This is a genomic window from Methylobacterium sp. Leaf456, assembly GCF_001425465.1.
GTDB lineage: Bacteria > Pseudomonadota > Alphaproteobacteria > Rhizobiales > Beijerinckiaceae > Methylobacterium.
Window position 1 is genome coordinate 173,001 of the sequence record NZ_LMQV01000042.1, and the last position, 22,012, is coordinate 195,012.

Below are 22,012 nucleotides of genomic sequence, written 5' to 3' on the forward strand. Positions count from 1 at the left end.
CCGCCAATCTTTCGTTCAAGGAGGCCACCATGACTCCCAAAAACCTCGCCGGCTTCCAGCACCGCTTCGAGCCCGGCACGGACGCCGCCGCCCCGCCGCTGCTGCTGCTCCACGGCACCGGCGGCGACGAGAACGACCTGATCGGCCTCGGGCGCGCCCTCTCGCCCGGCTCCGCGCTGATCTCGCCGCGCGGGCCGGTGCTGGAGAATGGGATGCCGCGCTTCTTCCGGCGCCTGGCCGAGGGCGTGTTCGACGAGGCCGACGTCGTTCGCCGCGCGGGCGAACTGGCGGCGTTCGTCGCACAGGCGCGAGAGGCTTACGGCATCGGCCCGCCGGTGGCGGTCGGGTTCTCGAACGGCGCCAACATCGCCGCCGCGACGCTGTTCCTGCATCCCGAGGCGCTGGCCGGCGCGGTGCTACTGCGGGCAATGGTGCCGCTGAAGGCGCCGCCGCCCGCGGACCTCGCCGGCCGTCCGGTCCTGCTGCTGTCGGGCGCCCTCGATCCGATCGTGCCCGCCGACAACGCCGCCCGGCTCGCCGCCGGGCTGGAGGCGGCGGGGGCGGCTGTGACACACACGGTCCAGCCGGTGGGCCACAACCTGTCGCAGGCCGATCTCGCGGCGGCGGGCGCGTGGCTTGCAAGGCTGACTCACAGCCGTGCAGCCTGACGGCGCGCCTTGGTTCCAGCCCACCCTCGTGGCAGGGAGGGCCGGAGCCGGGCGCGCCGATTGCCGAGGAGATGCCGTGTTCCCGTTCCTCTCCAAGCGCGGGATCGCGAGCCTCCAGCGGCGGCAGGCGGCGCAGATCAAGAAGGCCCTCAAGGCCGCGACGCGGACCACGCAGGCGGCTTTGCGGCAGGCCGACAAGACCGCCAAGGCGGTTGTCCGGGACGTGGCGCAGGACGCCGCCCGCGAGGTCGGACGGACCGTCGCGCAGGCGAGCCGGCCCGCCCCGAAACCCGTGCGGCGGGCGCAGGCCGGCCGCTTCGTCACCGTCGACGGCCTGCCCGTCCACGTCATCGTCAAGGGCCGCGGCCGGCCGGTGGTGCTGATCCACGGCAACGGCACCATGGCGGAGGACTTTTCCATCAGCGGCCTGATCGACCGGCTCGCCGCCCGCTACCGCGTCATCGCCCTCGACCGGCCGGGCTTCGGTCGCACCGACCGGCCGCGCGCCCGCATCTGGACCGCCGCCGCGCAAGCCGCTCTGATCCACCGCGTGCTCGACGCGCTGAACGCCGAGCGCCCGCTGATCGTCGGCCATTCCTGGGGGACGATCGTCGCGCTCGCCATGGCGGCCGAGCCGCGCCGCCCCTTACGCGGTCTGGTGCTGCTGTCGGGGTTCTACTTCCCGGAGAACCGGGCCGACACGACGCTGGCGAACGCGCTCGCCATGCCGGGCCTGGGCGATGCCGCCCGCGCCCTCGTGCCCGACCGGGTCAACCGGGCGCTGGCCGAGCAATCGTTCCGCAAGGTGTTTTGGCCGCAGGCCGTGCCCGCGAAGTTCTCGGAGCGCTTTCCCGTCGAGGTCGCGGTCGCCTCGCAGCAACTGCGCGCGGTCAGCGAAGACGCCGCCTCCATGAACGCCGCCGTCTCCCGCCTCCAGGCCGGCTACGGCCGCCTGAATCTCCCCGTAGCGATCCTGACCGGCGACGCCGACGGCCTCGTTGATCACCGCACCCAGTCGATGCGCCTGCACGGCGTCCTGCCCGACAGCACGCTCACCGTCCTGCCCGGCCTCGGCCACATGATCCATCACGCCGGACGGGCGAAGGTGGAGGCGGCCATCGACGCCTTGATGGCGCACAGCCCGCCGCGCGGTGTGAGATAGGCGGCCGTCGGCGGTAAGGTTCCCTCACTCCTCTACCGTCATTCCGGGGCGCGAAGCGAACCCGGAATCCACGACCGGCCGCGACGCCTCGTGAGGCCGCGCATCACGGGTGGATTCCGGGTTCCGCTGCGCGGCCCCGGAATGACGGCGGTGAGGGTGGTGCGTCCCCATCGAACCACCCTCACTCCCCGTCCGCAGCCCTCCCCGAACCCAGCCACCCTTGCGCCCCGGCCCCCCAGCGTCCATTCCCCCCGCTCGACCAAAACCTCGGGACCCGGCGGCTTCGTAGTGTATCGCCTGACCGACATCGCGATCTCGAACTGGTACCTCATCCGGCGCGAGCAGATTCGCATCCGGGGCGCGGCGGCGCTCGTCGGTCCGACCGGCGCGGGCAAGTCCACGATCTTCGACGCCGTCGGCACGGTGCTGGCCGGCAACAACGCCAGCCGGCTCGCGCTCAACGCGTCCGCCTCGGGGCGCTCGGCCCGCACCGTGCGCGATTACTGCCTCGGCTGGATCAGCGACCCGGCCGAAGGGGGGCGCCCGACCCGCGAGGCCTGCGAGACCGTCATCGCGCTGGTGTTCGAGCATGCCGGCAGCGGGCGCATCGTCACGGTCGGGCTGGCACTCGCCGCGCGGGCCGAGGAACCGAAGGAGGAGACGCTCTCGCGCTTCGTCGCGGTGGGCCACCGCTTCGAGATCGCCGACTACGTGCGCGAGACCGATCAGGGCAGCTTCGTCGCCCCCTGGGCCGAGATCGCCGCCGACCTGCGCCGCCGCTCGGAGACGTTCGAGGAATACCGCACTTCCGGCGAGCGCTTCACGGCGGCCGTGCTGGCGACGCTGCGCGAGGGCGCGCCGGTGCCCGATCCGCGCCAGTTCCTGCGCACCTTCTCCAACGCGGTCGCGTTCAAGCCGATCTTCGACACCAGCGCCTTCGTCCGCTCCTTCGTGCTGGAGCCCGAGCCGCTGGACGTCGCCCGCATCCGCCAGTCGATCGAGACGTGGCGGCGCCTGCTCGAGACCATCGAGGAGCTGGAGAAGCGGCTGGCCCACCTCACCCGCCTGTGCGGGCGCTACGAGGAATGGGCGCGGGCGAGCCTCAATGCCGCCCTCGACGATCTGCGGGCGGCCGGCGCCGATCTGCGCCGCCGCGTCCTCGACTGGGCCGGCACCCGCACGGCTCTGGCCGATGTCGTCGAGCGCCTGCGCATCGCCCGCGAGAGCGTGGCCACCAGCCAGGGCTTCGTGCGCGAGATCGATGCCGAGATCGCCGCCCGCAAGGCGATGCTCTCGGGCAGCGCGGCGGAGGCGCGACTCGCCGCCTCGAATGCCGGCCTCGCCATGCTGGCTCGCGACCGGCGCGACCTGACCGTGCGCCTCGGGAACGTGGTCGGCCTCGTGCAGGAGGCCGGGCGGCTCGCGGGCGTCGCCGCAACGTTGCGCAAGGTCGCCCCCGATGCGATTCGCATCGTCGAGGCCTGCGCCCGCTCGGGGCTCCGCCGCGAGGCCCCGCCGGACGAGATTCTTCGAGTCGGCGGCCCGCTCGCCGGGCTGCTCGACGCACTGGCGCAGATGCCCGACGTGACGCTCTCGCTGGAAAGCGCGGCGGAAGACCTCGGCTACCGGGCGCGCGAGCGCGAGAACGAGGTGCGCAGCCTCTCGGGCCAGGTCCAGTCCGGCCGCAACAACGCGGCCCGGCTCTCGGCCGATACGGAAGCGTTCCGCGAGGAATTGAGCCGGCTCGGGATCGACGCCGTGCCCGTCTGCGAACTCGCCGAGATCGTCGATCCGAAATGGGGCCCGGCCCTCGAAGGCCTTTTGGGGCGAGCCCGCGAAGCGCTCGTCGTCGAGCCGGACCGCCTTGACAGGGCGTTCGCACTCCTGGACGCGAAAAAGAACCAGTTCTTCCGCTGCCTGCTGGTGAAGACCACCGACACGTCGCGGCGCGCGGCGCGGCGCATCGACGACGGGCCGATGGGCCTGATCGAGACCGACAGCCCGCACGCCGAAGCTTTTTTGGCCGCAAGGCTCGGCGGCTACGACCTCGCGCCGGACGACGCCGCGCTCGCTCGGATGGGCCGGGCGGTGGCCCCGAGCGGGCGCTCGACCTCGGGCATGGCCTATTCGGTGGTGCGCCCGGTGCCGCTGATGATGACCCGCGGCCAGCGCGGGCCGACCATGGACACCCGCCGCCGCCTGGAAGAGGCGGAGATCGAGGCGAAAGCCTTGCGCTCCGAGGCCAACGTGATGCGCGAGGCCGCCCGCATCGCCGCACAGCTGCGCACGCGGCTGGCCGAGACCCCGGTGGACGTGGCCGCGCTGCGCGCCGAGGCCGACGCCATCGAGGGCCGCCGCCGCACGCTGACGACCGAGCAGGAGGCGGTCGCCAAGGCCGACAACGGCACGATCGAGGCGGAGCTGAAGGAACTGGCGAAGGAACGCTCGGCCTACCTCACCGAACTGGTGCAGGTGCTGGAGCCCAAGCGCGACGCCCTGCTCGCCGAGGAAGCCGGGCTGAAGGCGCGGCTGGCGCAGGGGCGCGAGGCCGCCCGCACGGCGCTCGGCGCCTATCGCGCAGCGGTCAAGCGCTGGTCGTCGGGCGACACGGTGCGCATCCGTCTCGCCGGCCCCGCTCCCGCCGACGCGCCCGGCGTGTTCGCGGGCATCGCGGGCGCGCGGGCCGACCGGGCCGACCTCGACGCCAAGGCGTTGGCGTCCCTCGCCACGCAGGCCCGCAACGCCGCCCGCGAAGCGACCGAGACCGCCCGCCACCAGGGCCGTGCCGCCGAGCGCGACCTCGCCGAATACTGCGCCGCGTGGCGCGTCGAGAACCCGCTGGGATCGGGCGAGACGCCGGCCTCGTTCGGCTATGCTTGGGCCGTGCGCGCCCGCGACGAGGTGGCGGGCCACGAACTCCGCCGCTACCGCGACCAGTCGCTCCGTGCCGAGGCCGAGATGCGCCGCCTCATGACCGAGGATCTGCTGACGCGGCTCGCCGACAAGTTCGAGCGGATGCAAGCGCGCCTCGACGCGCTCAACGAGCGCCTGTCGTCCCAGACCTTCACCGGCCAGACCTACGCCTTCGAGGCGGCGGTGGATCGCCGCTACGCCGCCGTCCACCAGCTCGCCACCGAAGTCGCCCGCTCGCCCGACGCCGCGCAGGCGGTGCTGCCGGGGGGCGACGACACATCGACGGAGGGCGGGCACCTCGCGGCGGCACTCGCGGAGATCACCGCGTTGATCGAGGGCGAGGAGAACGCGGCGCGGCTTGCCGATTACCGCAACTACTTCGTCTACGAGATCGGCATGCGGGATCGCGCGGGCAACCGCACCACCCTGTCGAGCCGGGCGCTGCGGGGATCGGGCGGCGAGGCACAGGCGCCGTTCTACGTCGCGATCGCCGCTTCCATGGCGTCCGCCTACTATCCCGGCGACCGCCCCGGCGAGGATGCGCCGGGCTTGGGACTCTGCCTCTTGGACGAGGCCTTCTCCAAGCTCGACGTACGCAACAGCCAGTCGCTGGTCGATCTATTCGGCGGCTGGGGCCTGCAGCTCCTCATCGCCGCCCCCGAGGACAAGCGCACCACGCTCACCGAGGTGATGGACACCGTGGTGACGGTCTACAAGAGCCCGGACCTGACCTCGGTGCGAATCGAATCGGAGCATCCGCTGGAGACCGCCAAGCGCGCGCTCGCCGCGATCAATCCCGAGCGCCAGGGAATCGAGGCGTTTCGCGTCTCGGATGCCGCTGAGTAGAAGAGGCTCTCGCGAAAAGCGCGAGCTTGGCGGCAAATCGGGCCGGTTCTTCATCGAACTTTATGCCCCGCGGGCATTGACGCCTCGGAGCCCCCCGTCTAGAAGCGCGCCACTCCGGTGGATCGAGAGTCGCTTTCGGGTCGAAGCCAGGGGCTTCGACTGGCTTCGGCGACCGTCGTCAGACCGATACCGGCATCATATCCTGGCGACTTCGTCAGATCAGCGGGTACGAACGCGCCGTCACGGCGTGATCCTCTGCCTCACCATCGCCAAAGGCCTTCATCGGCCTCTGGCGCTATTCGTTTTGCCGCGGGCTCGCTCGCGGTACGGGCGCCCCGCAAGGGGCATCGAGTTCAGACTTTGGCCGCCAAGTCGCGGCCGGATGAAGAGGGCACAGGATGCCGACGATCAACCAGCTGATCGCCCAGCCGCGCAAGGCGCAGAAGGCGCGCAACAAGGTGCCGGCGCTCAACGCCTGCCCGCAGAAGCGCGGCGTCTGCACCCGCGTCTACACCACGACCCCGAAGAAGCCGAACTCGGCGCTTCGTAAGGTCGCCAAGGTGCGCCTGACCAACGGCTTCGAGGTGATCGGCTACATCCCCGGCGAGGGCCACAACCTTCAGGAGCACTCCGTGGTGATGATCCGCGGCGGCCGCGTGAAGGATCTTCCCGGCGTGCGCTACCACATCCTGCGCGGCGTGCTCGACACGCAGGGCGTCAAGAACCGCAAGCAGCGCCGCTCGAAGTACGGCGCCAAGCGTCCGAAGTAAGAACTGCGTCCGAAATAAGTTTTTCGGACCGAAGGTTTTCCACGGCCTCACAAGGATGTCGCCGCCTCACAGAGGTAAGGCGGCCTGCGTGGGGCGCTTAAGTCAAATTTTTCGAGAGCGAAAAAGATGTCCCGTCGTCACTCTGCCGAGAAGCGCGAGATCATCCCCGATCCGAAGTACGGCGATGTCGTCCTGACCAAGTTCATGAATTCGATCATGTACGAGGGCAAGAAGTCGACCGCCGAGCGCATCGTCTACGGCGCCTTCGACATCGTCGAGAACCGCGCCCGCGCCAACCCGATCGAGGTGTTCCGTGCTGCCCTCGACAACGTCGCCCCGGCGATCGAGGTCCGCTCCCGCCGCGTCGGCGGCGCGACCTATCAGGTCCCGGTCGAGGTCCGCACCGAGCGCCGTCAGGCTCTGGCCATCCGCTGGCTGATCCAGGCCGCCCGCGGCCGCAACGACCGCACCATGATCGAGCGCCTGTCGGCCGAGCTGATCGACGCCGCCAACAACCGCGGCAACGCCGTCAAGAAGCGCGAAGACACCCACCGGATGGCCGAGGCCAACCGCGCCTTCTCGCACTACCGCTGGTAATTCGCTTCGGGCGCGCCGACCGCGGCGCGCCCCGTCCGACCTTCTCCCGGAGAGACCCCGATGCCCCGCACGCATGCGATCGAGGACTACCGTAACTTCGGCATCATGGCCCACATCGATGCCGGCAAGACCACGACGACCGAGCGGATCCTCTACTACACCGGAAAGTCCCACAAGATCGGCGAGGTCCATGAGGGCGCCGCCACGATGGACTGGATGGAGCAGGAGCAGGAGCGCGGCATCACCATCACGTCGGCGGCGACGACCTGCTTCTGGCGCGAGAAGCGCCTGAACATCATCGACACCCCCGGCCACGTCGACTTCACCATCGAGGTGGAGCGCTCGCTCCGCGTGCTCGACGGCGCCGTGTGTGTGCTCGACGGCAACCAGGGCGTCGAGCCCCAGACCGAGACCGTGTGGCGTCAGGCCGACAAGTACGACGTGCCGCGCGTCGTGTTCGTCAACAAGATGGACAAGATCGGCGCCGACTTCTTCAAGTGCGTCGCCGACATCATCACCCGCGTCGCCGGCAAGCCGGTCTGCCTCCAGCTGCCGATCGGTGCCGAGAACACCTTCCGCGGCGTGGTCGACCTCATCAAGATGAAGGCGATCGTGTGGTCCGGTGAGGCGCTCGGCGCCAACTTCACCGAGGAAGAGATCCCGGCCGATCTCGCCGATCAGGCCGCCGAGTACCGCACCAAGATGATCGAGGCCTGCGTCGAGCTCGACGACGACGCCATGACCGCCTACCTCGACGGCGTGGAGCCGGACGAGGAGACGCTGCGCAAGCTCGTGCGCCGCGCCGTGCAGCTGCGCGCCTTCCACCCGGTGCTCTGCGGCTCGGCCTTCAAGAACAAGGGCGTCCAGCCGCTCCTCGACGCCGTCGTCGATTACCTGCCGTCCCCCGCCGACCGCGGCGAGATCAAGGGCATCGACTTCAAGACCGAGGAAGAGACCGTCCGTCGTCCGCTCGACAGCGATCCCTTCTCCATGCTCGCCTTCAAGATCATGGACGATCCCCACGTCGGCACGATCACCTTCTGCCGCGTCTATTCGGGCAAGGTCGAGTCGGGCGCCAACGTCATCAACTCGTCGCGCGACAAGAAAGAGCGCGTCGGCCGCATGCTCTTGATGCACGCCAACAACCGCGAGGACGTCAAGGAAGCCTTCGCCGGCGACATCGTCGCTCTGGCCGGCCTCAAGGACACCCGCACCGGCGACACGCTTTGCGACTCGAAGGACGCCGTCATCCTCGAGAAGATGGAGTTCCCCGAGCCCGTCATCGAGATCGCCGTCGAGCCGAAGTCGAAGGCCGATCAGGAGAAGCTCGGCATCGCGCTCGCCAAGCTCGCCGCCGAGGACCCGTCCTTCCGCGTCTCGACCGACCAGGAATCCGGCCAGACCATCCTTCGCGGGATGGGCGAGCTGCACCTCGACATCAAGGTCGACATCCTGCGCCGCACCTACAAGGTCGACGCCAATATCGGCCAGCCGCAGGTGGCGTACCGTGAGAAGCTGACCCGCCGTCAGGAGATCGACTACACCCACAAGAAGCAGACCGGCGGCACCGGTCAGTTCGCCCGGGTGAAGTTCATCGTCGAGCCGAACGAGCCGGGCGCCGGCTTCGCCTTCGAGTCGAAGATCGTCGGCGGTTCGGTGCCGAAGGAGTACATCCCCGGCGTCGAGAAGGGCCTCAATTCGGTCCTCGGCGCGGGCGTGCTCGCCGGCTTCCCGGTGGTGGACGTGAAGGTCGAGCTGATCGACGGCGCCTACCACGACGTCGACTCCTCGGCGCTGGCCTTCGAGATCGCCTCCCGCGCCGCTTTCCGCGAGGCGCTGCAGAAGGGCGGCTCGGTCCTGCTCGAGCCGGTCATGAAGGTCGAGGTCGTCTCGCCGGAAGAGTATACCGGTTCGGTCATCGGCGACCTCAACTCCCGCCGCGGCCAGATCCAGGGCCAGGACATGCGGGGCAACGCCAACGTCATCAACGCGATGGTGCCGCTGGCCAACATGTTCGGCTACGTGAACCAGCTGCGCTCCTTCTCCCAGGGGCGCGCCAACTTCACGATGCAGTTCGATCACTACGAGGAAGTGCCGCGCGGCGAGGCTGACAAGGTCATCGCCAAGTACGCCTAAGGCTCACGCCGAAGCGCTTTCTTCTTCCGCAACCGAATTCGACTTGAGGAGCCTCTGATGGGCAAGGAAAAGTTCTCCCGTAATAAGCCGCACTGCAACATCGGCACGATCGGCCACGTCGATCACGGCAAGACCTCGCTGACCGCGGCGATCACCAAGGTGCTGGCCGAGTCAGGTGGCGCGACCTTCACGGCCTACGACCAGATCGACAAGGCCCCCGAGGAGAAGGCGCGCGGCATCACGATCTCGACCGCCCACGTCGAGTACGAGACCACCAACCGCCACTACGCCCACGTCGATTGCCCCGGCCACGCCGACTACGTGAAGAACATGATCACCGGTGCNCTCGACCGCCCACGTCGAGTACGAGACCACCAACCGCCACTACGCCCACGTCGATTGCCCCGGCCACGCCGACTACGTGAAGAACATGATCACCGGTGCCGCCCAGATGGACGGCGCGATCCTGGTGGTGTCGGCCGCCGACGGCCCGATGCCGCAGACCCGCGAGCACATCCTGCTCGCCCGCCAGGTCGGCGTGCCGGCGCTCGTCGTGTTCCTCAACAAGGTCGATCTCGTCGACGACGAGGAGCTCCTCGAGCTCGTCGAGATGGAGGTGCGCGAGCTCCTCTCGAAGTACGACTTCCCCGGCGACGACATCCCGATCACCAAGGGCTCGGCCAAGGTCGCCCTCGACAACGGCGACAAGGCGATCGGCCACGACGCCGTACTCAAGCTGATGCAGACGGTGGACGAATACATCCCGCAGCCGGAGCGTCCGATCGACATGCCGTTCCTGATGCCGATCGAGGACGTGTTCTCGATCTCGGGTCGCGGCACGGTGGTCACGGGTCGCGTCGAGCGCGGCATCGTCAAGGTCGGCGAGTCCGTCGAGATCGTCGGCATCCGTCCGACCACCACGACGACGGTGACGGGCGTCGAGATGTTCCGCAAGCTGCTCGACCAGGGCCAGGCGGGCGACAACGTCGGCGTGCTGCTGCGCGGCACCAAACGCGAGGACGTGGAGCGCGGCCAGGTCGTGTGCAAGCCGGGTTCGGTGAAGCCGCACGCCAAGTTCAAGGCCGAGGCCTACATCCTGACGAAGGAGGAGGGCGGTCGCCACACGCCGTTCTTCACCAACTACCGCCCGCAGTTCTACTTCCGCACCACGGACGTGACCGGCATCTGCACGCTGCCCGAGGGCACCGAGATGGTNGGTGATGCCGGGCGACAACGTGACGATGGACGTGGTCCTGATCGTGCCGGTGGCCATGGAAGAGAAGCTGCGCTTCGCCATCCGCGAGGGCGGCCGCACCGTCGGTGCCGGCGTCGTCGCCGCCATCAACGACTAACAGCCCCTCGAAGGCATCATCGACAGGGGACGTCAGAGGGGCGGGCCCTCGCGCCCGCCCTTCCCAACGTTTCCGCCGAGGTCAGGTCATGAACGGTCAGAACATCCGCATTCGCCTTAAGGCGTTCGATCATCGCATCCTCGACGCGTCGACCAAGGAGATCGTCTCCACGGCGCGTCGCACCGGGGCGCAGATTCGGGGCCCGATCCCGCTGCCGACCCACATCGAGAAGTTCACGGTCAACCGCTCGCCGCACATCGACAAGAAGTCGCGCGAACAGTTCGAGATGCGCACGCACAAGCGGGTGCTGGATATCGTCGACCCGACGCCGCAGACCGTGGACGCGCTGATGAAGCTCGACCTCGCCGCTGGCGTGGACGTGGAGATCAAGCTCTGAGCCCATCCGGGGCTTAGAGCTTACCGTTTCATCGCGCGAGGAGAGTGACCTATGCGCTCAGGCGTCATTGCACGGAAGGTCGGCATGACCCGCGTCTTTACGGACGCAGGCGAGCATGTCCCGGTGACCGTGCTCCAGATCGATCAGTGCCAAGTCGTGGCACACCGCACCAGCGACAAGGACGGCTACGTCGCCCTCCAGCTCGGTGTCGGCAAGGCCAAGGTGAAGAACGTGTCGCAGGCCGAGCGTGGCCGCTTCGCGGTCGCCAAGGTCGAGCCCAAGAAGAAGCTCGCCGAATTCCGCGTGTCCGAGGACGCGCTGATCCCGGTGGGTGCCGAGATCACAGCCGATCACTTCATCCCAGGCCAGTTCGTCGACGTGACGGGCACCAGCTCGGGTAAGGGCTTCGCTGGCGGCATGAAGCGCTGGAACTTTGGCGGCCTGCGCGCCACTCACGGCGTGTCGGTCTCCCACCGCTCGATCGGTTCGACCGGTGGCCGCCAGGATCCGGGCAAGACCTTCAAGAACAAGAAGATGCCGGGCCACATGGGCGTCGAGCGTGTCACCACGCAGAACCTCAAGGTCGTGCGCACCGATCCGGAGCGCGGCCTGATCCTAGTCGAGGGCGCCGTCCCCGGCGTCGCCGGCGGCTGGATCCAGGTTCGCGATGCGGTCAAGCGCAAGCTGCCCGCCGAGGTGCCGCTGCCGGGCAAGTTCCGTGAGAACGGTTCGGCCAATGGTTCGTCTCAGACCGAGGCGGCTCCCGAGGCTCCGGCAACCGAGGAGAACGCGTGATGAAACTCGATGTCACCACGCTCGACGGCGGCTCCGCCGGCTCGGTCGAGCTGAACGAGGCGATCTACGGCCTTGAGCCGCGCGCCGACATCCTGCACCGGATGGTGCGCTATCAGCTCGCCAAGCGGCGCGCCGGCACCCATGCGGTCAAGAACCGCTCGGACGTCGATCGCACCTCGAAGAAGCTGTACAAGCAGAAGGGCACCGGCAACGCCCGTCACGGCGCCGCCTCCGCTCCGCAGTTCCGCGGCGGCGGCCGGGCCTTCGGTCCGGTGGTGCGTGACCACGCCCACGACCTTCCCAAGAAGGTTCGCGCCCTGGCGCTCAAGCACGCCCTGTCGTCGAAGGCCAAGACCTCGACCCTGATCGTCGTGGACGACCTCAAGGTCGAGAACCACAAGACCAAGGCGATGGTCGAGCGCCTGGGCAAGCTCGGCTGGTCGAGCGCGCTGATCATCGGCGGCCCGGAGGTCGACGAGAACTTCGGTCGCGCCGCCCGCTCGGTCGCCAAGATCGACGTGCTGCCGGTCCAGGGCATCAACGTCTACGACATCCTGCGCCGCGACACGCTCGTCCTGACGCGCGCGGCCGTCGATGCGCTGGAGGAGCGTTTCAAATGAGTGCCGATCCGCGCCACTACGACATCATCGTCTCCCCGGTCATCACCGAGAAGGCGACGAACCTCACCGAGCAGAACAAGGTCGTCTTCCGGGTCGCCCCGAAGGCCACCAAGCCGCAGATCAAGGAAGCGGTCGAGCGTCTGTTCGACGTCAAGGTCACGGGCGTGAACACGCTCACGACCAAGGGCAAGAAGAAGTTCTTCCGCGGGCAGCGCGGGCAGCGTTCGGACGTGAAGAAGGCGATCGTCACCCTCGCCGAGGGCGACACCATCGACGTCACGACCGGCCTCTGAGACGAGAAGCGTTAGGATCAAGCCGATGGCCTTGAAGACATTCAAACCGGTCACGCCGAGCCTCCGCCAGCTCGTGCTCGTCGACCGCCGTGAGCTCTACAAGGGCAAGCCGGTCAAGTCGCTGACCGAGGGCAAGAGCTCCTCGGGCGGCCGCAACAACCTGGGTCGCATCACCGTCCGCTTCCGCGGCGGCGGTCACAAGCGGGTCCTGCGCAACGTCGATTTCAAGCGTCGCGAGAACCTCAACGTGGCGGCGACCGTGGAGCGGATCGAGTACGATCCGAACCGCACCGCCTTCATCGCCCTCATCACCTTCCCCGAGGGCAAGCAGGCCTACATCCTGGCTCCGCAGCGCCTGCAGCCGGGCGACAAGGTGGTGGCCGGCGAGAGCGTCGACATCAAGCCGGGCAATGCCGGCCCGATCGGCTCGATGCCGGTGGGCACCATCGTCCACAACGTCGAGCTGAAGATCGGCAAGGGCGGCGCGATCGCGCGGTCCGCGGGCAACTACGCCCAGATCGTCGGCCGCGACCAGGGCTACGTGACGCTGCGCCTGAACTCGGGCGAGCAGCGCCTCGTGCACGGCCAGTGCTTCGCGAGCGTGGGTGCGGTGTCGAACCCGGACCACATGAACATTTCGCTCGGCAAGGCTGGTCGCAACCGCTGGCTCGGCAAGCGCCCGCACGTTCGCGGCGTCGCGATGAACCCGGTCGACCACCCGCACGGCGGCGGCGAGGGTCGCACCTCGGGCGGCCGGAACCCGGTCACGCCCTGGGGCGTGCCCACCAAGGGGAAGAAGACCCGGTCCAACAAGCGGACCGACACCTTCATCCTGTCCAGCCGCCATAACCGCAAGAAGTAACCGCCATGGCACGTTCCCTCTGGAAAGGGCCGTTCGTCGACGGCTACCTCCTCAAGAAGGCCGACGCCGCGCGCGGCGGAAGCCGTAACGAGGTCGTCAAGATCTGGAGCCGCCGCTCCACGATCCTCCCGCAGTTCGTCGGCATCACCTTCGGTGTGCACAACGGACACAAGCATATCCCGGTCTACGTCACCGAAGAGATGGTCGGTCACAAGTTCGGCGAGTTCTCGCCGACCCGTACCTTCCCCGGTCACGCGGCCGACAAGAAGGCGAAGAGGCGCTGAGATGGGCAAAGCTGCCACCCCCCGCGCGCTCCCCGAGAACGAGGCGAAGGCCGTCGCGCGGATGCTCCGCGTGTCGCCCCAGAAGCTCAACCTCGTGGCGGCGCTGATCCGCGGCAAGAAGGTCGAGTCGGCGCTCGCCGACCTCGAATTCTCCCGCAAGCGCATCGCCCGCGATGTGAAGAAGTGTCTGGAGAGCGCGATCGCCAACGCCGAGAACAACCACGACCTCGACGTGGACGATCTCGTCGTGTCCCAGGCCTTCGTCGGCAAGGCGCTGGTGCTCAAGCGCTTCCACGCCCGTGCCCGCGGTCGCGGCGCGCGCATCCTGAAGCCCTTCTCGAACCTCACCATCGTGGTTCGCGAAGTGCGCGCTGAAGCGGCCTGAGGAGACCATCATGGGTCAGAAGATCAATCCGATCGGCCTGCGTCTCGGCATCAACCGGACCTGGGATTCCCGCTGGTTCGCCGAGAAGGGCGAGTACGCCAAGCTGATGCACGAGGACGTGGCCATCCGCGCCGCCCTCATGAAACAGCTCAAGCAGGCCGCCGTCTCGAAGATCGTCATCGAGCGACCGCACCGGAAGTGCCGCGTCACCATCCACTCGGGCCGTCCGGGCGTGGTGATCGGCAAGAAGGGCGCGGACATCGAGAAGCTGCGCAAGCTCGTCGGCACGATGACCAAGGCCGACGTGACGATCAACATCGTCGAGGTGCGCAAGCCCGAGGTCGATGCGGTGCTGGTGGCCGAGTCCATCGCGCAGCAGCTCGAGCGCCGCGTCGCCTTCCGTCGCGCCATGAAGCGCGCCGTGCAGTCGGCCATGCGTCTGGGCGCCGAGGGCATCCGGATCAACTGCGCCGGCCGTCTCGGCGGCGCCGAGATCGCCCGCACCGAGTGGTACCGCGAGGGCCGCGTTCCGCTGCACACCCTGCGTGCGGACGTGGATTACGGCACCGCCACGGCCTTCACGACCTACGGCACCTGCGGCATCAAGGTGTGGGTGTTCAAGGGCGAGATCCTCGAGCACGATCCCATGGCTCAGGACAAGAAGGCCCAGGAAGAGGGCGGCCGTTCCGGCGGGCGCCGCGAGCGTGACGGCGACGACCGCGGGGGCCGTGGCCGCCGCGATCACGCCAACGCGTGATCCGGCCACCGCAGGATTTGAGAGGCTGCCATGCTGCAACCCAAGAAGACCAAGTTCCGTAAGCAGTTCAAGGGGCGCATCAGCGGCGCGGCCAAGGGCGGCTTCGAGCTGAACTTCGGCCAGTTCGGTCTCAAGTGCCTTGAGCCCGAGCGCATCACCGCGCGGCAGATCGAGGCGGCCCGCCGCGCGATCACCCGCGAGATGAAGCGTCAGGGCCGCGTGTGGATCCGGGTTTTCCCGGATCTGCCCGTCACCGCCAAGCCCACCGAGGTCCGCATGGGCTCCGGTAAGGGCGCTCCCGAATACTGGGCGGCGCGTGTCCATCCGGGCCGCATCATGTTCGAGGTCGACGGCGTCGCCGAGGACATTGCCCGCGAGGCCCTGCGCCTCGGTGCTGCGAAGCTGCCGGTGCGCACCCGCGTCATCCAGCGCATCGCTGATTGATAGGAAGAGATCATGAAGTCCGAACAGAGACTGTCTGATCTGCGCGCTCTGTCGGCGGATCAGCTTTCCGACGAGCTCGTCAACCTGAAGAAGGAGCAGTTCAACCTGCGCTTCCAAGGCGCGACGGGCCAGCTCGAAAACGTCGCCCGGGTCCGTGAGGTCCGCCGCGACATCGCCCGTGTCCGCACGCTGCAGCGTCAGAAGACGCTCGACGCGGCCAAGGCCTGAGGAGTCAGCCCATGCCCAAGCGCGTCCTGCAAGGCGTCGTCGTCAGCGACAAGACCGACAAGACCATCGTCGTGAAGGTGGAGCGCCGCTTCACCCATCCGGTGATGAAGAAGACGGTCCGCCGCTCCAAGAACTACCATGCGCACGACGAGGCGAACGTCGCCAAGGTCGGCCAGACGGTGTTCATCGAGGAGTCGCGGCCCTTCTCCAAGACCAAGACCTGGAAGCTGGTCGAGGACCAGGCCGCCGCGGCCGAAGCCTCCGGCACCGGCGTCGAGGCCACCGTCGAGGCTTGATCGCCTTCGTCGGGTTTTTGGAATCGTGAGAGGCGGGTGCTGCGGCGCCCGCCTTTTTCGTTTGTTCTTTGCGTATCGGCGGACCTGTTCCTCGCGCCCTCGGCGGCTCGGCATGCCGGTTCGATCTCCGTCATCGACTCGGCTTCGGCAGCGGCTTGAGCGTGATGACCCGGGCGACGTCCGCCAACGGGTCGCGGTCCACCTGCCAGACGGTCCGGACATTCGCAAAGGCTCCGCCGGGGCAGGGGAGGGGACCGTCGAAGTGAAACCGGCGCCCGAACGGCGTGACGACGGTGCGTACCAGGCGATCAGACGTCGGATGACGCAGGAGCGCCTGCTTGAGGGTCGCCGGATCGTCGATGGAGAAGCCGACGCTGACGAGGAAGGCGCATTTGGCGCCGCCTTCCTCGTGACTCGGATCGAGGAGATACGCACGCACCTTGGCGTCTTCGATGACGAACCGCGTCGGGATCGGCGTCGGCCCGATCACCCGTCTTTGCGCTCGATCAGCTGCAACGCCGTCGGCAGGATCGCCGCCAGGGTCTCGACCGGCCGTACGAACTCGACATCGAAGGCCTCGCCGCCGTTCCAGACGGCGACGACGGTCCCTTCGCTGCCCACGGGCACGGTCTCGCCGTCCTCGCCCGCGACGACTTCCAGCGTGCGGACGCGGTCGAGTTCACGGAACGCCGCCGGTGGCGCCGAGCGTCTCTCGGGCCAAGACTCGTCTCGCCTGATGGTGTGGCTTCGGCCGGACATGCCGGGACTATGCGCCCGGCGGGTCCGCTTGCCAACGCGTCCTGCCGACGAGGCGCATATCCGGTCGGGTCGATCAGACCCCGATCTGCTTCCTCTCCAACGAGCTTGCCCGGGCAGTACAGTGCCCCTAGCCTGTCGCCATGAGCACGGTGACCCTCTCGCTCCCCGACACGCTGAGCACCTTCGTCGATCAGCAGGTCGCCGGACGGGGCTACGATACGAGCGGCGATTGCCTCATCGATCTGATCCGCGCCGATCAGGACCGTCAGCGCCTGCGGGCCCAGTTGCTCGATGGAGCACGCTCGCCCGCCACGGCGCCCGCCGACGAAGCGTATTTCCGCGAGTTGCGTGAGCGGGCCGGGCGGACGCCGACGCGGTGATGCGGGACAAGCCCGTCGTTCCTATTCTGGTGAATTGATCGTGCTTGCTATCTGTACTCTGACGCTTCTTGGGGGGGCGGGTTTTGGCAGGATTGATTGAGGATAGTAAAGCCCGCGAGATCGATAAGATAGAGTGGTCTCGGGCAATGGTCGGGTGCCATCGTTGGTCTGATGAGGACGATGTCGTGGCTCTGTATCTATCTTTGTACGGGGATGCCCAACTGCCGGTCGGGCGGGAGGAAATCGCCAAGCGTCTCGGTATGTCCGAAGGTTCTCTGAGAATGCGCGAAGGCAACTTCAAACATCTACATCAGGGCGAAGGTGGCTTGGCCAACGTGGCGCGTCGTTCGCGCCGGGTGTTCGAGGCGTTCAAGGATCACAGTGAGCCCGATCTGCGCGACCGTGTTCGAGCCGTGATCGCTCGCAAATGATGCGCAAGGCCGTTCGGTTGTCGAGGTCTTCCTCGGCATGGCCTTGCGCTCCCTCCCAGACCGGTGTAAGCGGCCCGTCTTCGCGACATTCGGCCGGGGTGTTTTCACCCTTGCACACGCGGTGACCGCGCCGGCGTCTCACGACGCCGTGGCGCGGTTCGTTACATCCGGGGACGTCAGATCCCCATCAGGCGTCGTCCGCCGGGCAATACCGTCCGCGTGCGGAAACCCGCCTGAAACAAGGAAAGGTCACTCCCGTGATCCAGATGCAGACGAATCTGGACGTCGCCGACAATTCGGGTGCGCGCCGCGTGATGTGCATCAAGGTGCTCGGCGGCTCCAAGCGCAAGTATGCCGGCGTCGGCGACATCATCGTCGTCTCCGTCAAGGAGGCGATCCCGCGCGGCCGCGTGAAGAAGGGCGACGTCATGAAGGCGGTCGTCGTGCGCACCGCCAAGGACGTGAAGCGCGCCGACGGCTCCGTCATCCGCTTCGACAAGAACGCCGCCGTCCTGATCAACAATCAGAAGGAGCCGGTCGGCACCCGTATCTTCGGACCGGTGCCGCGCGAGCTGCGCGCCCGCAACCACATGAAGATCATCTCGCTCGCTCCTGAGGTGCTGTGATGGCCGCCAAGATCAAGAAGGGCGACACGGTCGTCGTCCTCACCGGTCGCGACTCGGGTCGCTCCGGCGAGGTCATCCAGGTGATGCCGAAGGAGGGCAAGGCCTTCGTGCGCGGGGTCAACCTGGTGAAGAAGCACCAGAAGCAGACCAACACCCAGGAGGGCGGCATCATCTCGAAGGAGGCCGCCATCCAACTCTCGAACATCGCGGTGGCCGACGCCAACGGCAAGCCGACCCGCGTGGGTTTCCGCATCCTCGATGACGGCCGCAAGGTCCGCTTCGCCAAGACGACGGGGGATCAGATCGATGGCTGAGGCCGACAAGAACGCCTACGTCCCGCGTCTGCGCAAGCACTACGACGAGGTCGTCCGGCAGAAGCTCATCGAGCAGTTCGGGTACAAGAACCCGATGCAGGTGCCGCAGATCGAGAAGATCGTCATCAACATGGGCGTTGGCGAGTCCACCGCCGACTCGAAGAAGGCCACCGTGGCGGCGGGCGACCTCGCCCTGATCGCCGGCCAGAAGCCGGTCATCACCCGCGCCCGCAAGGCGATCGCGACCTTCAAGGTCCGCGAGGGCATGCCGATCGGCTGCAAGGTGACGCTTCGCAAGGCCCGCATGTACGAGTTCATGGATCGCCTCGTCACGATCGCGCTGCCGCGCGTCCGCGACTTCCGCGGCCTGAACCCGCGCTCCTTCGACGGCCGCGGCAACTACGCCATGGGCCTCAAGGAGCACCTCGTGTTCCCGGAGATCTCCTACGACAAGGCGGAGCAGACCTGGGGCATGGACATCGTCGTCCAGACGAGCGCCACCACGGACGAAGAGGCCAAGGCTCTCCTCGCCCACTTCAAATTCCCGTTCCGGCAGTAAGCGGCGGCAACGCCGCTTAGACGCGGACACTGGAGAAAGACATGGCTAAGAAAAGCTCAGTCGAGAAGAACAACCACCGCAAGGAGCTGGTCAAGCGCTTCGCCGAGAAGCGCAAGGGCCTGCTCGCGATCGCCAACGACGAGTCCCGCGAGATGGAGGAGCGCTTCGAGGCCCGCCTCAAGCTCGCCGAGCTGCCGCGCAACTCGTCGGCCACCCGCATTCGCAACCGTTGCGAGATGACCGGTCGCCCGCGTGCCTATTACCGCAAGCTCGGCGTCTCGCGCGTCGCCCTGCGGGAACTCGGCAACCGGGGTCTGATCCCGGGTCTCGTGAAGTCCAGCTGGTAAGGGGAGGCATCCATGGTGAACGATCCCGTGGGTGACATGCTCACCCGCATCCGCAACGGCCAGTCGCGCCGTCGCAACGTCGTCCAGACCCCCGGCTCGCGCCTGCGCGCCTCGGTTCTCGACGTGCTGAAGTCCGAGGGCTACATCCGCGACTACGCGGTGTCCGACCTCGGCAACGGCCGCACCGAGTTCCAGATCGAACTCAAGTACTACGACGGTCGCCCGGTCATCCGGGAGATCAAGCGCGTGTCGAAGCCCGGCCGCCGCGTCTACTCGTCGGTCGGCGAGCTGCCGCGGGTCGCCGACGGCCTCGGCGTCACCATCGTCTCCACCCCGCAGGGCGTCATGGCCGACCACGAGGCGCGCGAGCGCAACGTCGGCGGTGAAGTGCTCTGCAAAGTGTTCTGATCCGGAGGGCAGCGACATGTCTCGCGTAGGCAAGAAGCCCGTCCCCGTCCCGAGCGGCGTCACCGCCACGGTCACGGGTCAGACGGTGACGATGAAAGGCTCGAAGGGCGAGCTGAAGTTCGTGGTTCCGCCCCAGGTCATCGTCGATTTCAAGGACGGCGCCGTCTCGGTGCAGCCCAAGGACCAGTCCAAGGTTGCGCGCTCCCTGTGGGGCACCTCGCGCGCCCAGGTGGCCAACCTCGTCGAGGGCGTCTCCAAGGGCTTCGAGAAGAAGCTGGAGATCACCGGCGTGGGTTACCGCGCCGCGATGGCCGGCAAGGCGCTCAAGCTGTCGCTCGGCTACAGCCACGACATCGAGTACGAGATCCCGGCCGGCATCACCATCGTGACGCCCAAGCCCACGGAGATCGTGATCTCGGGCATCGACCGGCAGCGCGTCGGGCAGGTTGCGGCGGAGATTCGCGAGTATCGTGGCCCCGAGCCCTACAAGGGCAAGGGCGTCAAGTACGCTGGCGAGTTCATCTTCCGCAAGGAAGGCAAGAAGAAGTAAGGAGGGCGATTCATGTCGAACAAGAACGAAGCCCTCCTGCGCCGCAAGGCGCGGGTCCGTCGGGCCCTTAAAGCCACCGCCAACGGCCGTCCGCGGCTGTCGGTGTTCCGCTCGTCCAAGCAGATCTACGTCCAGGTCATCGACGACGCCGCGGGCCGTACGCTCGCTTCGGCGTCGAGCCTGGAGAAGGATCTCAAGGCCAGCCTCAAGACCGGTGCCGACAAGGCGGCGGCCGAGGCGGTGGGCAAGCTCGTCGCCGAGCGCGCCAAGGCCGCGGGCGTCACCAAGGTCGTCTTCGACCGTTCGGGCTACATCTTCCACGGCCGCGTCAAGGCTCTCGCCGACGCCGCACGCGAGGGTGGCCTGGACTTCTGAGGACGCGTCTTCCCTCCCCCTTGAGCGGGGAGGGGAGCCATCGAGCGAGCGGGCCTTCGGGCTCGCGTCAGTGAGATCATAGGAACAACAGAATGGCACGTGAACGCGAGGGTCGTCGTCGCGACGACCGCGAGGAGCGCGACAGCGAGTTCGTGGACAAGCTCGTCCACATCAACCGCGTCGCCAAGGTGGTGAAGGGTGGCCGTCGTTTCGGCTTCGCGGCGCTCGTCGTCGTGGGCGACCAGAAGGGCCGCGTCGGCTTCGGCCACGGCAAGGCCCGTGAGGTGCCGGAGGCGATCCGCAAGGCAACGGAAGCGGCCAAGCGCGGCCTGATCCGCGTGTCGCTCCGCGAGGGCCGTACGCTCCACCACGACGTCAACGGTCGTCACGGCGCCGGCAAGGTGATCCTCCGGGCGGCCCCGCAGGGTACCGGCATCATCGCCGGCGGCCCGATGCGCGCCGTGTTCGAGACGCTCGGCATGCAGGACGTGGTCGCCAAGAGCCTCGGCTCGTCGAACCCCTACAACCTCGTGCGCGCCACTTTCGACGCGCTCAAGAACGAGGACAGCCCGCGCGCCGTCGCGGCCCGTCGTGGCCTCAAGGTCTCCGCCATCCAGTCGCGCCGTCGCGACGCGGACCCGGCCGACACCTCCGAAGCCGCCGTGGCGTAAGGGGAGGGCAGCATGGCTACCAAGACTGTCCGCGTCGAGCAGATCGGTTCGCCGATCCGCCGCGAGGCCTCCCAGCGTGCGACGCTGGTCGGCCTGAAGCTGAACAAGCTGCACCGCGTTTCCGAGCTGGAGGACACTCCCTCGGTGCGCGGCATGATCCGCAAGGTCGCGCATCTCGTGCGCGTCCTCGACGACGCCGCGGCGTGAGGAGGGCTCAATCATGAAGCTCAACGAGATCCGCGACAACGAAGGCGCGACCAAGAACCGGATGCGCGTCGGCCGGGGCATCGGCTCCGGCAAGGGCAAGACCGCGGGCCGCGGCGTGAAGGGTCAGAAGGCCCGCACCGGCGTGTCCATCAAGGGCTTCGAGGGCGGTCAGATGCCGCTCCACCGTCGCCTGCCGAAGCGCGGCTTCAACAACATCCACGCCCACGACCTGAACGAGGTGAACCTCGGTCGCGTCCAGCAGGCGGTGGATGCCGGCAAGCTCGACGCCAACGCCACCGTGACGGTCGATTCGCTCGTTCAGGCCGGGATCATCTCCCGCGCCCGCGACGGCGTGAAGCTGCTCGGCGTCGGCGAGCTGACGGCGAAGCTCAGCTTCGAGGTCACCCGCGCCTCCAAGTCGGCCGTCGAGGCCGTCGAGAAGGCCGGCGGTTCGGTCACGACGGCCTACGCGGCGGGCGCGGCCCATCGCGGCACGCCGAAGGACGCGGTTGCGTCGGCCTGAGCCGACCCTTAAATCCAACGCCGAAGCGGCGGCCCGTGCTCGCACGTGGCCGCCGCT

32 protein-coding genes and 2 pseudogenes are annotated in these 22,012 nt (G+C 68.0%); 32 read left to right on the forward strand and 2 right to left on the reverse strand.

Translation table 11 applies throughout. The features are described from left to right. The first annotated feature begins 29 nt into the window (after positions 1-29). The 20 genes and pseudogenes from ASG52_RS20925 to rpsQ all read left to right on the forward strand — a co-directional run bounded on the left by ASG52_RS20925 (position 30) and on the right by rpsQ (position 15,805). Positions 30-668: an alpha/beta hydrolase gene (locus ASG52_RS20925; RefSeq protein ID WP_056247391.1), complete on the forward strand. Its 639-nt coding sequence runs from the start codon at positions 30-32 to the stop codon at positions 666-668. 76 nt (positions 669-744) lie between these two features. Next, a complete protein-coding gene (locus ASG52_RS20930) occupies positions 745-1,830 on the forward strand; it encodes an alpha/beta fold hydrolase (RefSeq protein WP_056247392.1) in 1,086 nt (361 codons plus the stop codon). A 288-nt stretch (positions 1,831-2,118) separates the two neighbouring features. After that, positions 2,119-5,589, forward strand: a complete 3,471-nt coding sequence (locus tag ASG52_RS20935) for an SbcC/MukB-like Walker B domain-containing protein (protein WP_056247394.1) — start codon at positions 2,119-2,121, stop codon at positions 5,587-5,589. A gap of 398 nt (positions 5,590-5,987) precedes the next feature. Next, entirely contained in the window at positions 5,988-6,359 is a 372-nt protein-coding gene (rpsL, locus tag ASG52_RS20940; protein WP_004447775.1) for a 30S ribosomal protein S12, read from the forward strand. 126 nt (positions 6,360-6,485) lie between these two features. Next, on the forward strand, positions 6,486-6,956 hold the full coding sequence (rpsG, locus tag ASG52_RS20945) for a 30S ribosomal protein S7 (protein WP_056247396.1): 471 nt from the start codon (positions 6,486-6,488) through the stop codon (positions 6,954-6,956). A gap of 60 nt (positions 6,957-7,016) precedes the next feature. After that, a complete protein-coding gene (gene fusA, locus ASG52_RS20950) occupies positions 7,017-9,092 on the forward strand; it encodes an elongation factor G (protein WP_056247398.1) in 2,076 nt (691 codons plus the stop codon). A 57-nt stretch (positions 9,093-9,149) separates the two neighbouring features. Continuing rightward, a partial coding sequence (locus tag ASG52_RS28485) for a GTP-binding protein (RefSeq protein WP_502691097.1) occupies positions 9,150-9,436 on the forward strand: 287 nt, incomplete at its 3' end. Position 9,437: 1 nt separating this feature from the next. After that, a pseudogene (gene tuf / locus ASG52_RS27470) lies at positions 9,438-10,307 on the forward strand (elongation factor Tu); the annotation flags it as partial. 1 nt (position 10,308) lies between these two features. Next, positions 10,309-10,444, forward strand: a pseudogene (locus ASG52_RS28490) (EF-Tu C-terminal domain-related protein); the annotation flags it as partial. Between the two features lie 88 nt (positions 10,445-10,532). Beyond that, positions 10,533-10,841, forward strand: coding sequence for a 30S ribosomal protein S10 (gene rpsJ / locus ASG52_RS20960; RefSeq protein ID WP_003597088.1), 309 nt, complete (start codon positions 10,533-10,535; stop codon positions 10,839-10,841). Positions 10,842-10,892: 51 nt separating this feature from the next. Beyond that, complete coding sequence (gene rplC / locus ASG52_RS20965) at positions 10,893-11,636, forward strand: 50S ribosomal protein L3 (protein ID WP_056247401.1); 744 nt, start codon at positions 10,893-10,895, stop codon at positions 11,634-11,636. Continuing rightward, positions 11,636-12,256 (forward strand): 50S ribosomal protein L4, encoded by a 621-nt coding sequence (gene rplD / locus ASG52_RS20970; protein ID WP_056247403.1) that lies wholly within the window; start codon positions 11,636-11,638, stop codon positions 12,254-12,256. The genes rplC and rplD overlap by 1 nt, the downstream gene beginning before the upstream one ends. After that, positions 12,253-12,549: a 50S ribosomal protein L23 gene (locus ASG52_RS20975; protein ID WP_003597094.1), complete on the forward strand. Its 297-nt coding sequence runs from the start codon at positions 12,253-12,255 to the stop codon at positions 12,547-12,549. The genes rplD and ASG52_RS20975 overlap by 4 nt, the downstream gene beginning before the upstream one ends. A 25-nt stretch (positions 12,550-12,574) precedes the next feature. Further along, entirely contained in the window at positions 12,575-13,411 is an 837-nt protein-coding gene (gene rplB, locus ASG52_RS20980; protein WP_056247405.1) for a 50S ribosomal protein L2, read from the forward strand. A gap of 5 nt (positions 13,412-13,416) precedes the next feature. Next, positions 13,417-13,695: a 30S ribosomal protein S19 gene (gene rpsS / locus ASG52_RS20985; protein WP_003597098.1), complete on the forward strand. Its 279-nt coding sequence runs from the start codon at positions 13,417-13,419 to the stop codon at positions 13,693-13,695. Position 13,696: 1 nt separating this feature from the next. Next, positions 13,697-14,080: a 50S ribosomal protein L22 gene (rplV, locus tag ASG52_RS20990; RefSeq protein WP_056247407.1), complete on the forward strand. Its 384-nt coding sequence runs from the start codon at positions 13,697-13,699 to the stop codon at positions 14,078-14,080. 10 nt (positions 14,081-14,090) lie between these two features. Beyond that, the gene (rpsC, locus tag ASG52_RS20995; RefSeq protein WP_056247409.1) at positions 14,091-14,837 is read left to right on the forward strand and encodes a 30S ribosomal protein S3; all 747 of its coding nucleotides are present in this window, start codon (positions 14,091-14,093) and stop codon (positions 14,835-14,837) included. A 30-nt stretch (positions 14,838-14,867) separates the two neighbouring features. Further along, the gene (rplP, locus tag ASG52_RS21000) at positions 14,868-15,281 is read left to right on the forward strand and encodes a 50S ribosomal protein L16 (RefSeq protein WP_003597105.1); all 414 of its coding nucleotides are present in this window, start codon (positions 14,868-14,870) and stop codon (positions 15,279-15,281) included. A gap of 12 nt (positions 15,282-15,293) precedes the next feature. Beyond that, positions 15,294-15,509 (forward strand): 50S ribosomal protein L29, encoded by a 216-nt coding sequence (gene rpmC, locus ASG52_RS21005; protein WP_056247411.1) that lies wholly within the window; start codon positions 15,294-15,296, stop codon positions 15,507-15,509. Positions 15,510-15,520: 11 nt separating this feature from the next. Next, positions 15,521-15,805, forward strand: a complete 285-nt coding sequence (gene rpsQ / locus ASG52_RS21010) for a 30S ribosomal protein S17 (protein WP_056247413.1) — start codon at positions 15,521-15,523, stop codon at positions 15,803-15,805. Positions 15,806-15,935: 130 nt separating this feature from the next. On the opposite strand, the gene ASG52_RS21015 is transcribed toward rpsQ, so the two are convergent. Together ASG52_RS21015 and ASG52_RS21020 are read right to left on the reverse strand one after the other, a co-directional pair. Continuing rightward, positions 15,936-16,295: a DUF6883 domain-containing protein gene (locus ASG52_RS21015; protein ID WP_056247415.1), complete on the reverse strand. Its 360-nt coding sequence runs from the start codon at positions 16,293-16,295 to the stop codon at positions 15,936-15,938. After that, positions 16,292-16,564 carry a hypothetical protein gene (locus ASG52_RS21020; RefSeq protein WP_056247417.1) on the reverse strand — a complete coding sequence of 91 codons (273 nt, stop codon included), beginning with the start codon at positions 16,562-16,564 and terminating at the stop codon, positions 16,292-16,294. Before ASG52_RS21020 ends, ASG52_RS21015 begins: the two co-directional genes overlap by 4 nt. Positions 16,565-16,704: 140 nt before the next feature. On the opposite strand from ASG52_RS21020, the gene ASG52_RS21025 reads away from it, so the two are divergent. The 12 genes from ASG52_RS21025 (at position 16,705) to rplO (ending at position 21,955) form a co-directional block, all read left to right on the forward strand. After that, positions 16,705-16,944, forward strand: a complete 240-nt coding sequence (locus tag ASG52_RS21025) for a ribbon-helix-helix domain-containing protein (RefSeq protein WP_056247420.1) — start codon at positions 16,705-16,707, stop codon at positions 16,942-16,944. Positions 16,945-17,129: 185 nt separating this feature from the next. Further along, positions 17,130-17,375 (forward strand): hypothetical protein, encoded by a 246-nt coding sequence (locus ASG52_RS27475; protein WP_156384063.1) that lies wholly within the window; start codon positions 17,130-17,132, stop codon positions 17,373-17,375. Between the two features lie 257 nt (positions 17,376-17,632). After that, positions 17,633-18,001 (forward strand): 50S ribosomal protein L14, encoded by a 369-nt coding sequence (rplN, locus tag ASG52_RS21030; RefSeq protein WP_012253654.1) that lies wholly within the window; start codon positions 17,633-17,635, stop codon positions 17,999-18,001. Continuing rightward, positions 18,001-18,315, forward strand: coding sequence for a 50S ribosomal protein L24 (gene rplX / locus ASG52_RS21035; RefSeq protein ID WP_056247422.1), 315 nt, complete (start codon positions 18,001-18,003; stop codon positions 18,313-18,315). The genes rplN and rplX overlap by 1 nt, the downstream gene beginning before the upstream one ends. Then, complete coding sequence (gene rplE / locus ASG52_RS21040; RefSeq protein ID WP_056247424.1) at positions 18,308-18,874, forward strand: 50S ribosomal protein L5; 567 nt, start codon at positions 18,308-18,310, stop codon at positions 18,872-18,874. Before rplX ends, rplE begins: the two co-directional genes overlap by 8 nt. 41 nt (positions 18,875-18,915) lie before the next feature. After that, positions 18,916-19,221 carry a 30S ribosomal protein S14 gene (gene rpsN, locus ASG52_RS21045; protein ID WP_056247425.1) on the forward strand — a complete coding sequence of 102 codons (306 nt, stop codon included), beginning with the start codon at positions 18,916-18,918 and terminating at the stop codon, positions 19,219-19,221. A gap of 12 nt (positions 19,222-19,233) precedes the next feature. Continuing rightward, a complete protein-coding gene (gene rpsH / locus ASG52_RS21050) occupies positions 19,234-19,629 on the forward strand; it encodes a 30S ribosomal protein S8 (protein ID WP_056247430.1) in 396 nt (131 codons plus the stop codon). Between the two features lie 16 nt (positions 19,630-19,645). Beyond that, positions 19,646-20,179: a 50S ribosomal protein L6 gene (gene rplF / locus ASG52_RS21055; RefSeq protein ID WP_056247432.1), complete on the forward strand. Its 534-nt coding sequence runs from the start codon at positions 19,646-19,648 to the stop codon at positions 20,177-20,179. 12 nt (positions 20,180-20,191) lie between these two features. Next, complete coding sequence (gene rplR, locus ASG52_RS21060) at positions 20,192-20,554, forward strand: 50S ribosomal protein L18 (protein ID WP_056247434.1); 363 nt, start codon at positions 20,192-20,194, stop codon at positions 20,552-20,554. Between the two features lie 92 nt (positions 20,555-20,646). Next, on the forward strand, positions 20,647-21,225 hold the full coding sequence (gene rpsE, locus ASG52_RS21065) for a 30S ribosomal protein S5 (protein ID WP_056247436.1): 579 nt from the start codon (positions 20,647-20,649) through the stop codon (positions 21,223-21,225). A gap of 12 nt (positions 21,226-21,237) precedes the next feature. Next, positions 21,238-21,432, forward strand: coding sequence for a 50S ribosomal protein L30 (gene rpmD / locus ASG52_RS21070; RefSeq protein WP_056247438.1), 195 nt, complete (start codon positions 21,238-21,240; stop codon positions 21,430-21,432). Between the two features lie 13 nt (positions 21,433-21,445). Continuing rightward, positions 21,446-21,955, forward strand: coding sequence for a 50S ribosomal protein L15 (rplO, locus tag ASG52_RS21075; RefSeq protein WP_056247440.1), 510 nt, complete (start codon positions 21,446-21,448; stop codon positions 21,953-21,955). The last annotated feature ends 57 nt before the right edge of the window (positions 21,956-22,012 follow it).

Excerpts from the sequence above, each read along its gene's own strand:
- ASG52_RS20925 (WP_056247391.1), top strand. The coding sequence starts at position 30 with ATGACTCCCAAAAACCTCGCCGGCTTCCAGCACCGCTTCGAGCCCGGC.
- rpsL (WP_004447775.1), top strand. The coding sequence starts at position 5,988 with ATGCCGACGATCAACCAGCTGATCGCCCAGCCGCGCAAGGCGCAGAAG.
- rpsG (WP_056247396.1), top strand. The coding sequence starts at position 6,486 with ATGTCCCGTCGTCACTCTGCCGAGAAGCGCGAGATCATCCCCGATCCG.
- fusA (WP_056247398.1), top strand. The coding sequence starts at position 7,017 with ATGCCCCGCACGCATGCGATCGAGGACTACCGTAACTTCGGCATCATG.
- rpsJ (WP_003597088.1), top strand. The coding sequence starts at position 10,533 with ATGAACGGTCAGAACATCCGCATTCGCCTTAAGGCGTTCGATCATCGC.
- rplC (WP_056247401.1), top strand. The coding sequence starts at position 10,893 with ATGCGCTCAGGCGTCATTGCACGGAAGGTCGGCATGACCCGCGTCTTT.
- rplD (WP_056247403.1), top strand. The coding sequence starts at position 11,636 with ATGAAACTCGATGTCACCACGCTCGACGGCGGCTCCGCCGGCTCGGTC.
- ASG52_RS20975 (WP_003597094.1), top strand. The coding sequence starts at position 12,253 with ATGAGTGCCGATCCGCGCCACTACGACATCATCGTCTCCCCGGTCATC.
- rplB (WP_056247405.1), top strand. The coding sequence starts at position 12,575 with ATGGCCTTGAAGACATTCAAACCGGTCACGCCGAGCCTCCGCCAGCTC.
- rpsS (WP_003597098.1), top strand. The coding sequence starts at position 13,417 with ATGGCACGTTCCCTCTGGAAAGGGCCGTTCGTCGACGGCTACCTCCTC.
- rplV (WP_056247407.1), top strand. The coding sequence starts at position 13,697 with ATGGGCAAAGCTGCCACCCCCCGCGCGCTCCCCGAGAACGAGGCGAAG.
- rpsC (WP_056247409.1), top strand. The coding sequence starts at position 14,091 with ATGGGTCAGAAGATCAATCCGATCGGCCTGCGTCTCGGCATCAACCGG.
- rplP (WP_003597105.1), top strand. The coding sequence starts at position 14,868 with ATGCTGCAACCCAAGAAGACCAAGTTCCGTAAGCAGTTCAAGGGGCGC.
- rpmC (WP_056247411.1), top strand. The coding sequence starts at position 15,294 with ATGAAGTCCGAACAGAGACTGTCTGATCTGCGCGCTCTGTCGGCGGAT.
- rpsQ (WP_056247413.1), top strand. The coding sequence starts at position 15,521 with ATGCCCAAGCGCGTCCTGCAAGGCGTCGTCGTCAGCGACAAGACCGAC.
- ASG52_RS21020 (WP_056247417.1), bottom strand. The coding sequence starts at position 16,564 with ATGTCCGGCCGAAGCCACACCATCAGGCGAGACGAGTCTTGGCCCGAG.
- ASG52_RS21025 (WP_056247420.1), top strand. The coding sequence starts at position 16,705 with ATGAGCACGGTGACCCTCTCGCTCCCCGACACGCTGAGCACCTTCGTC.
- rplX (WP_056247422.1), top strand. The coding sequence starts at position 18,001 with ATGGCCGCCAAGATCAAGAAGGGCGACACGGTCGTCGTCCTCACCGGT.
- rplE (WP_056247424.1), top strand. The coding sequence starts at position 18,308 with ATGGCTGAGGCCGACAAGAACGCCTACGTCCCGCGTCTGCGCAAGCAC.
- rpsN (WP_056247425.1), top strand. The coding sequence starts at position 18,916 with ATGGCTAAGAAAAGCTCAGTCGAGAAGAACAACCACCGCAAGGAGCTG.
- rpsH (WP_056247430.1), top strand. The coding sequence starts at position 19,234 with ATGGTGAACGATCCCGTGGGTGACATGCTCACCCGCATCCGCAACGGC.
- rplF (WP_056247432.1), top strand. The coding sequence starts at position 19,646 with ATGTCTCGCGTAGGCAAGAAGCCCGTCCCCGTCCCGAGCGGCGTCACC.
- rplR (WP_056247434.1), top strand. The coding sequence starts at position 20,192 with ATGTCGAACAAGAACGAAGCCCTCCTGCGCCGCAAGGCGCGGGTCCGT.
- rpsE (WP_056247436.1), top strand. The coding sequence starts at position 20,647 with ATGGCACGTGAACGCGAGGGTCGTCGTCGCGACGACCGCGAGGAGCGC.
- rpmD (WP_056247438.1), top strand. The coding sequence starts at position 21,238 with ATGGCTACCAAGACTGTCCGCGTCGAGCAGATCGGTTCGCCGATCCGC.
- rplO (WP_056247440.1), top strand. The coding sequence starts at position 21,446 with ATGAAGCTCAACGAGATCCGCGACAACGAAGGCGCGACCAAGAACCGG.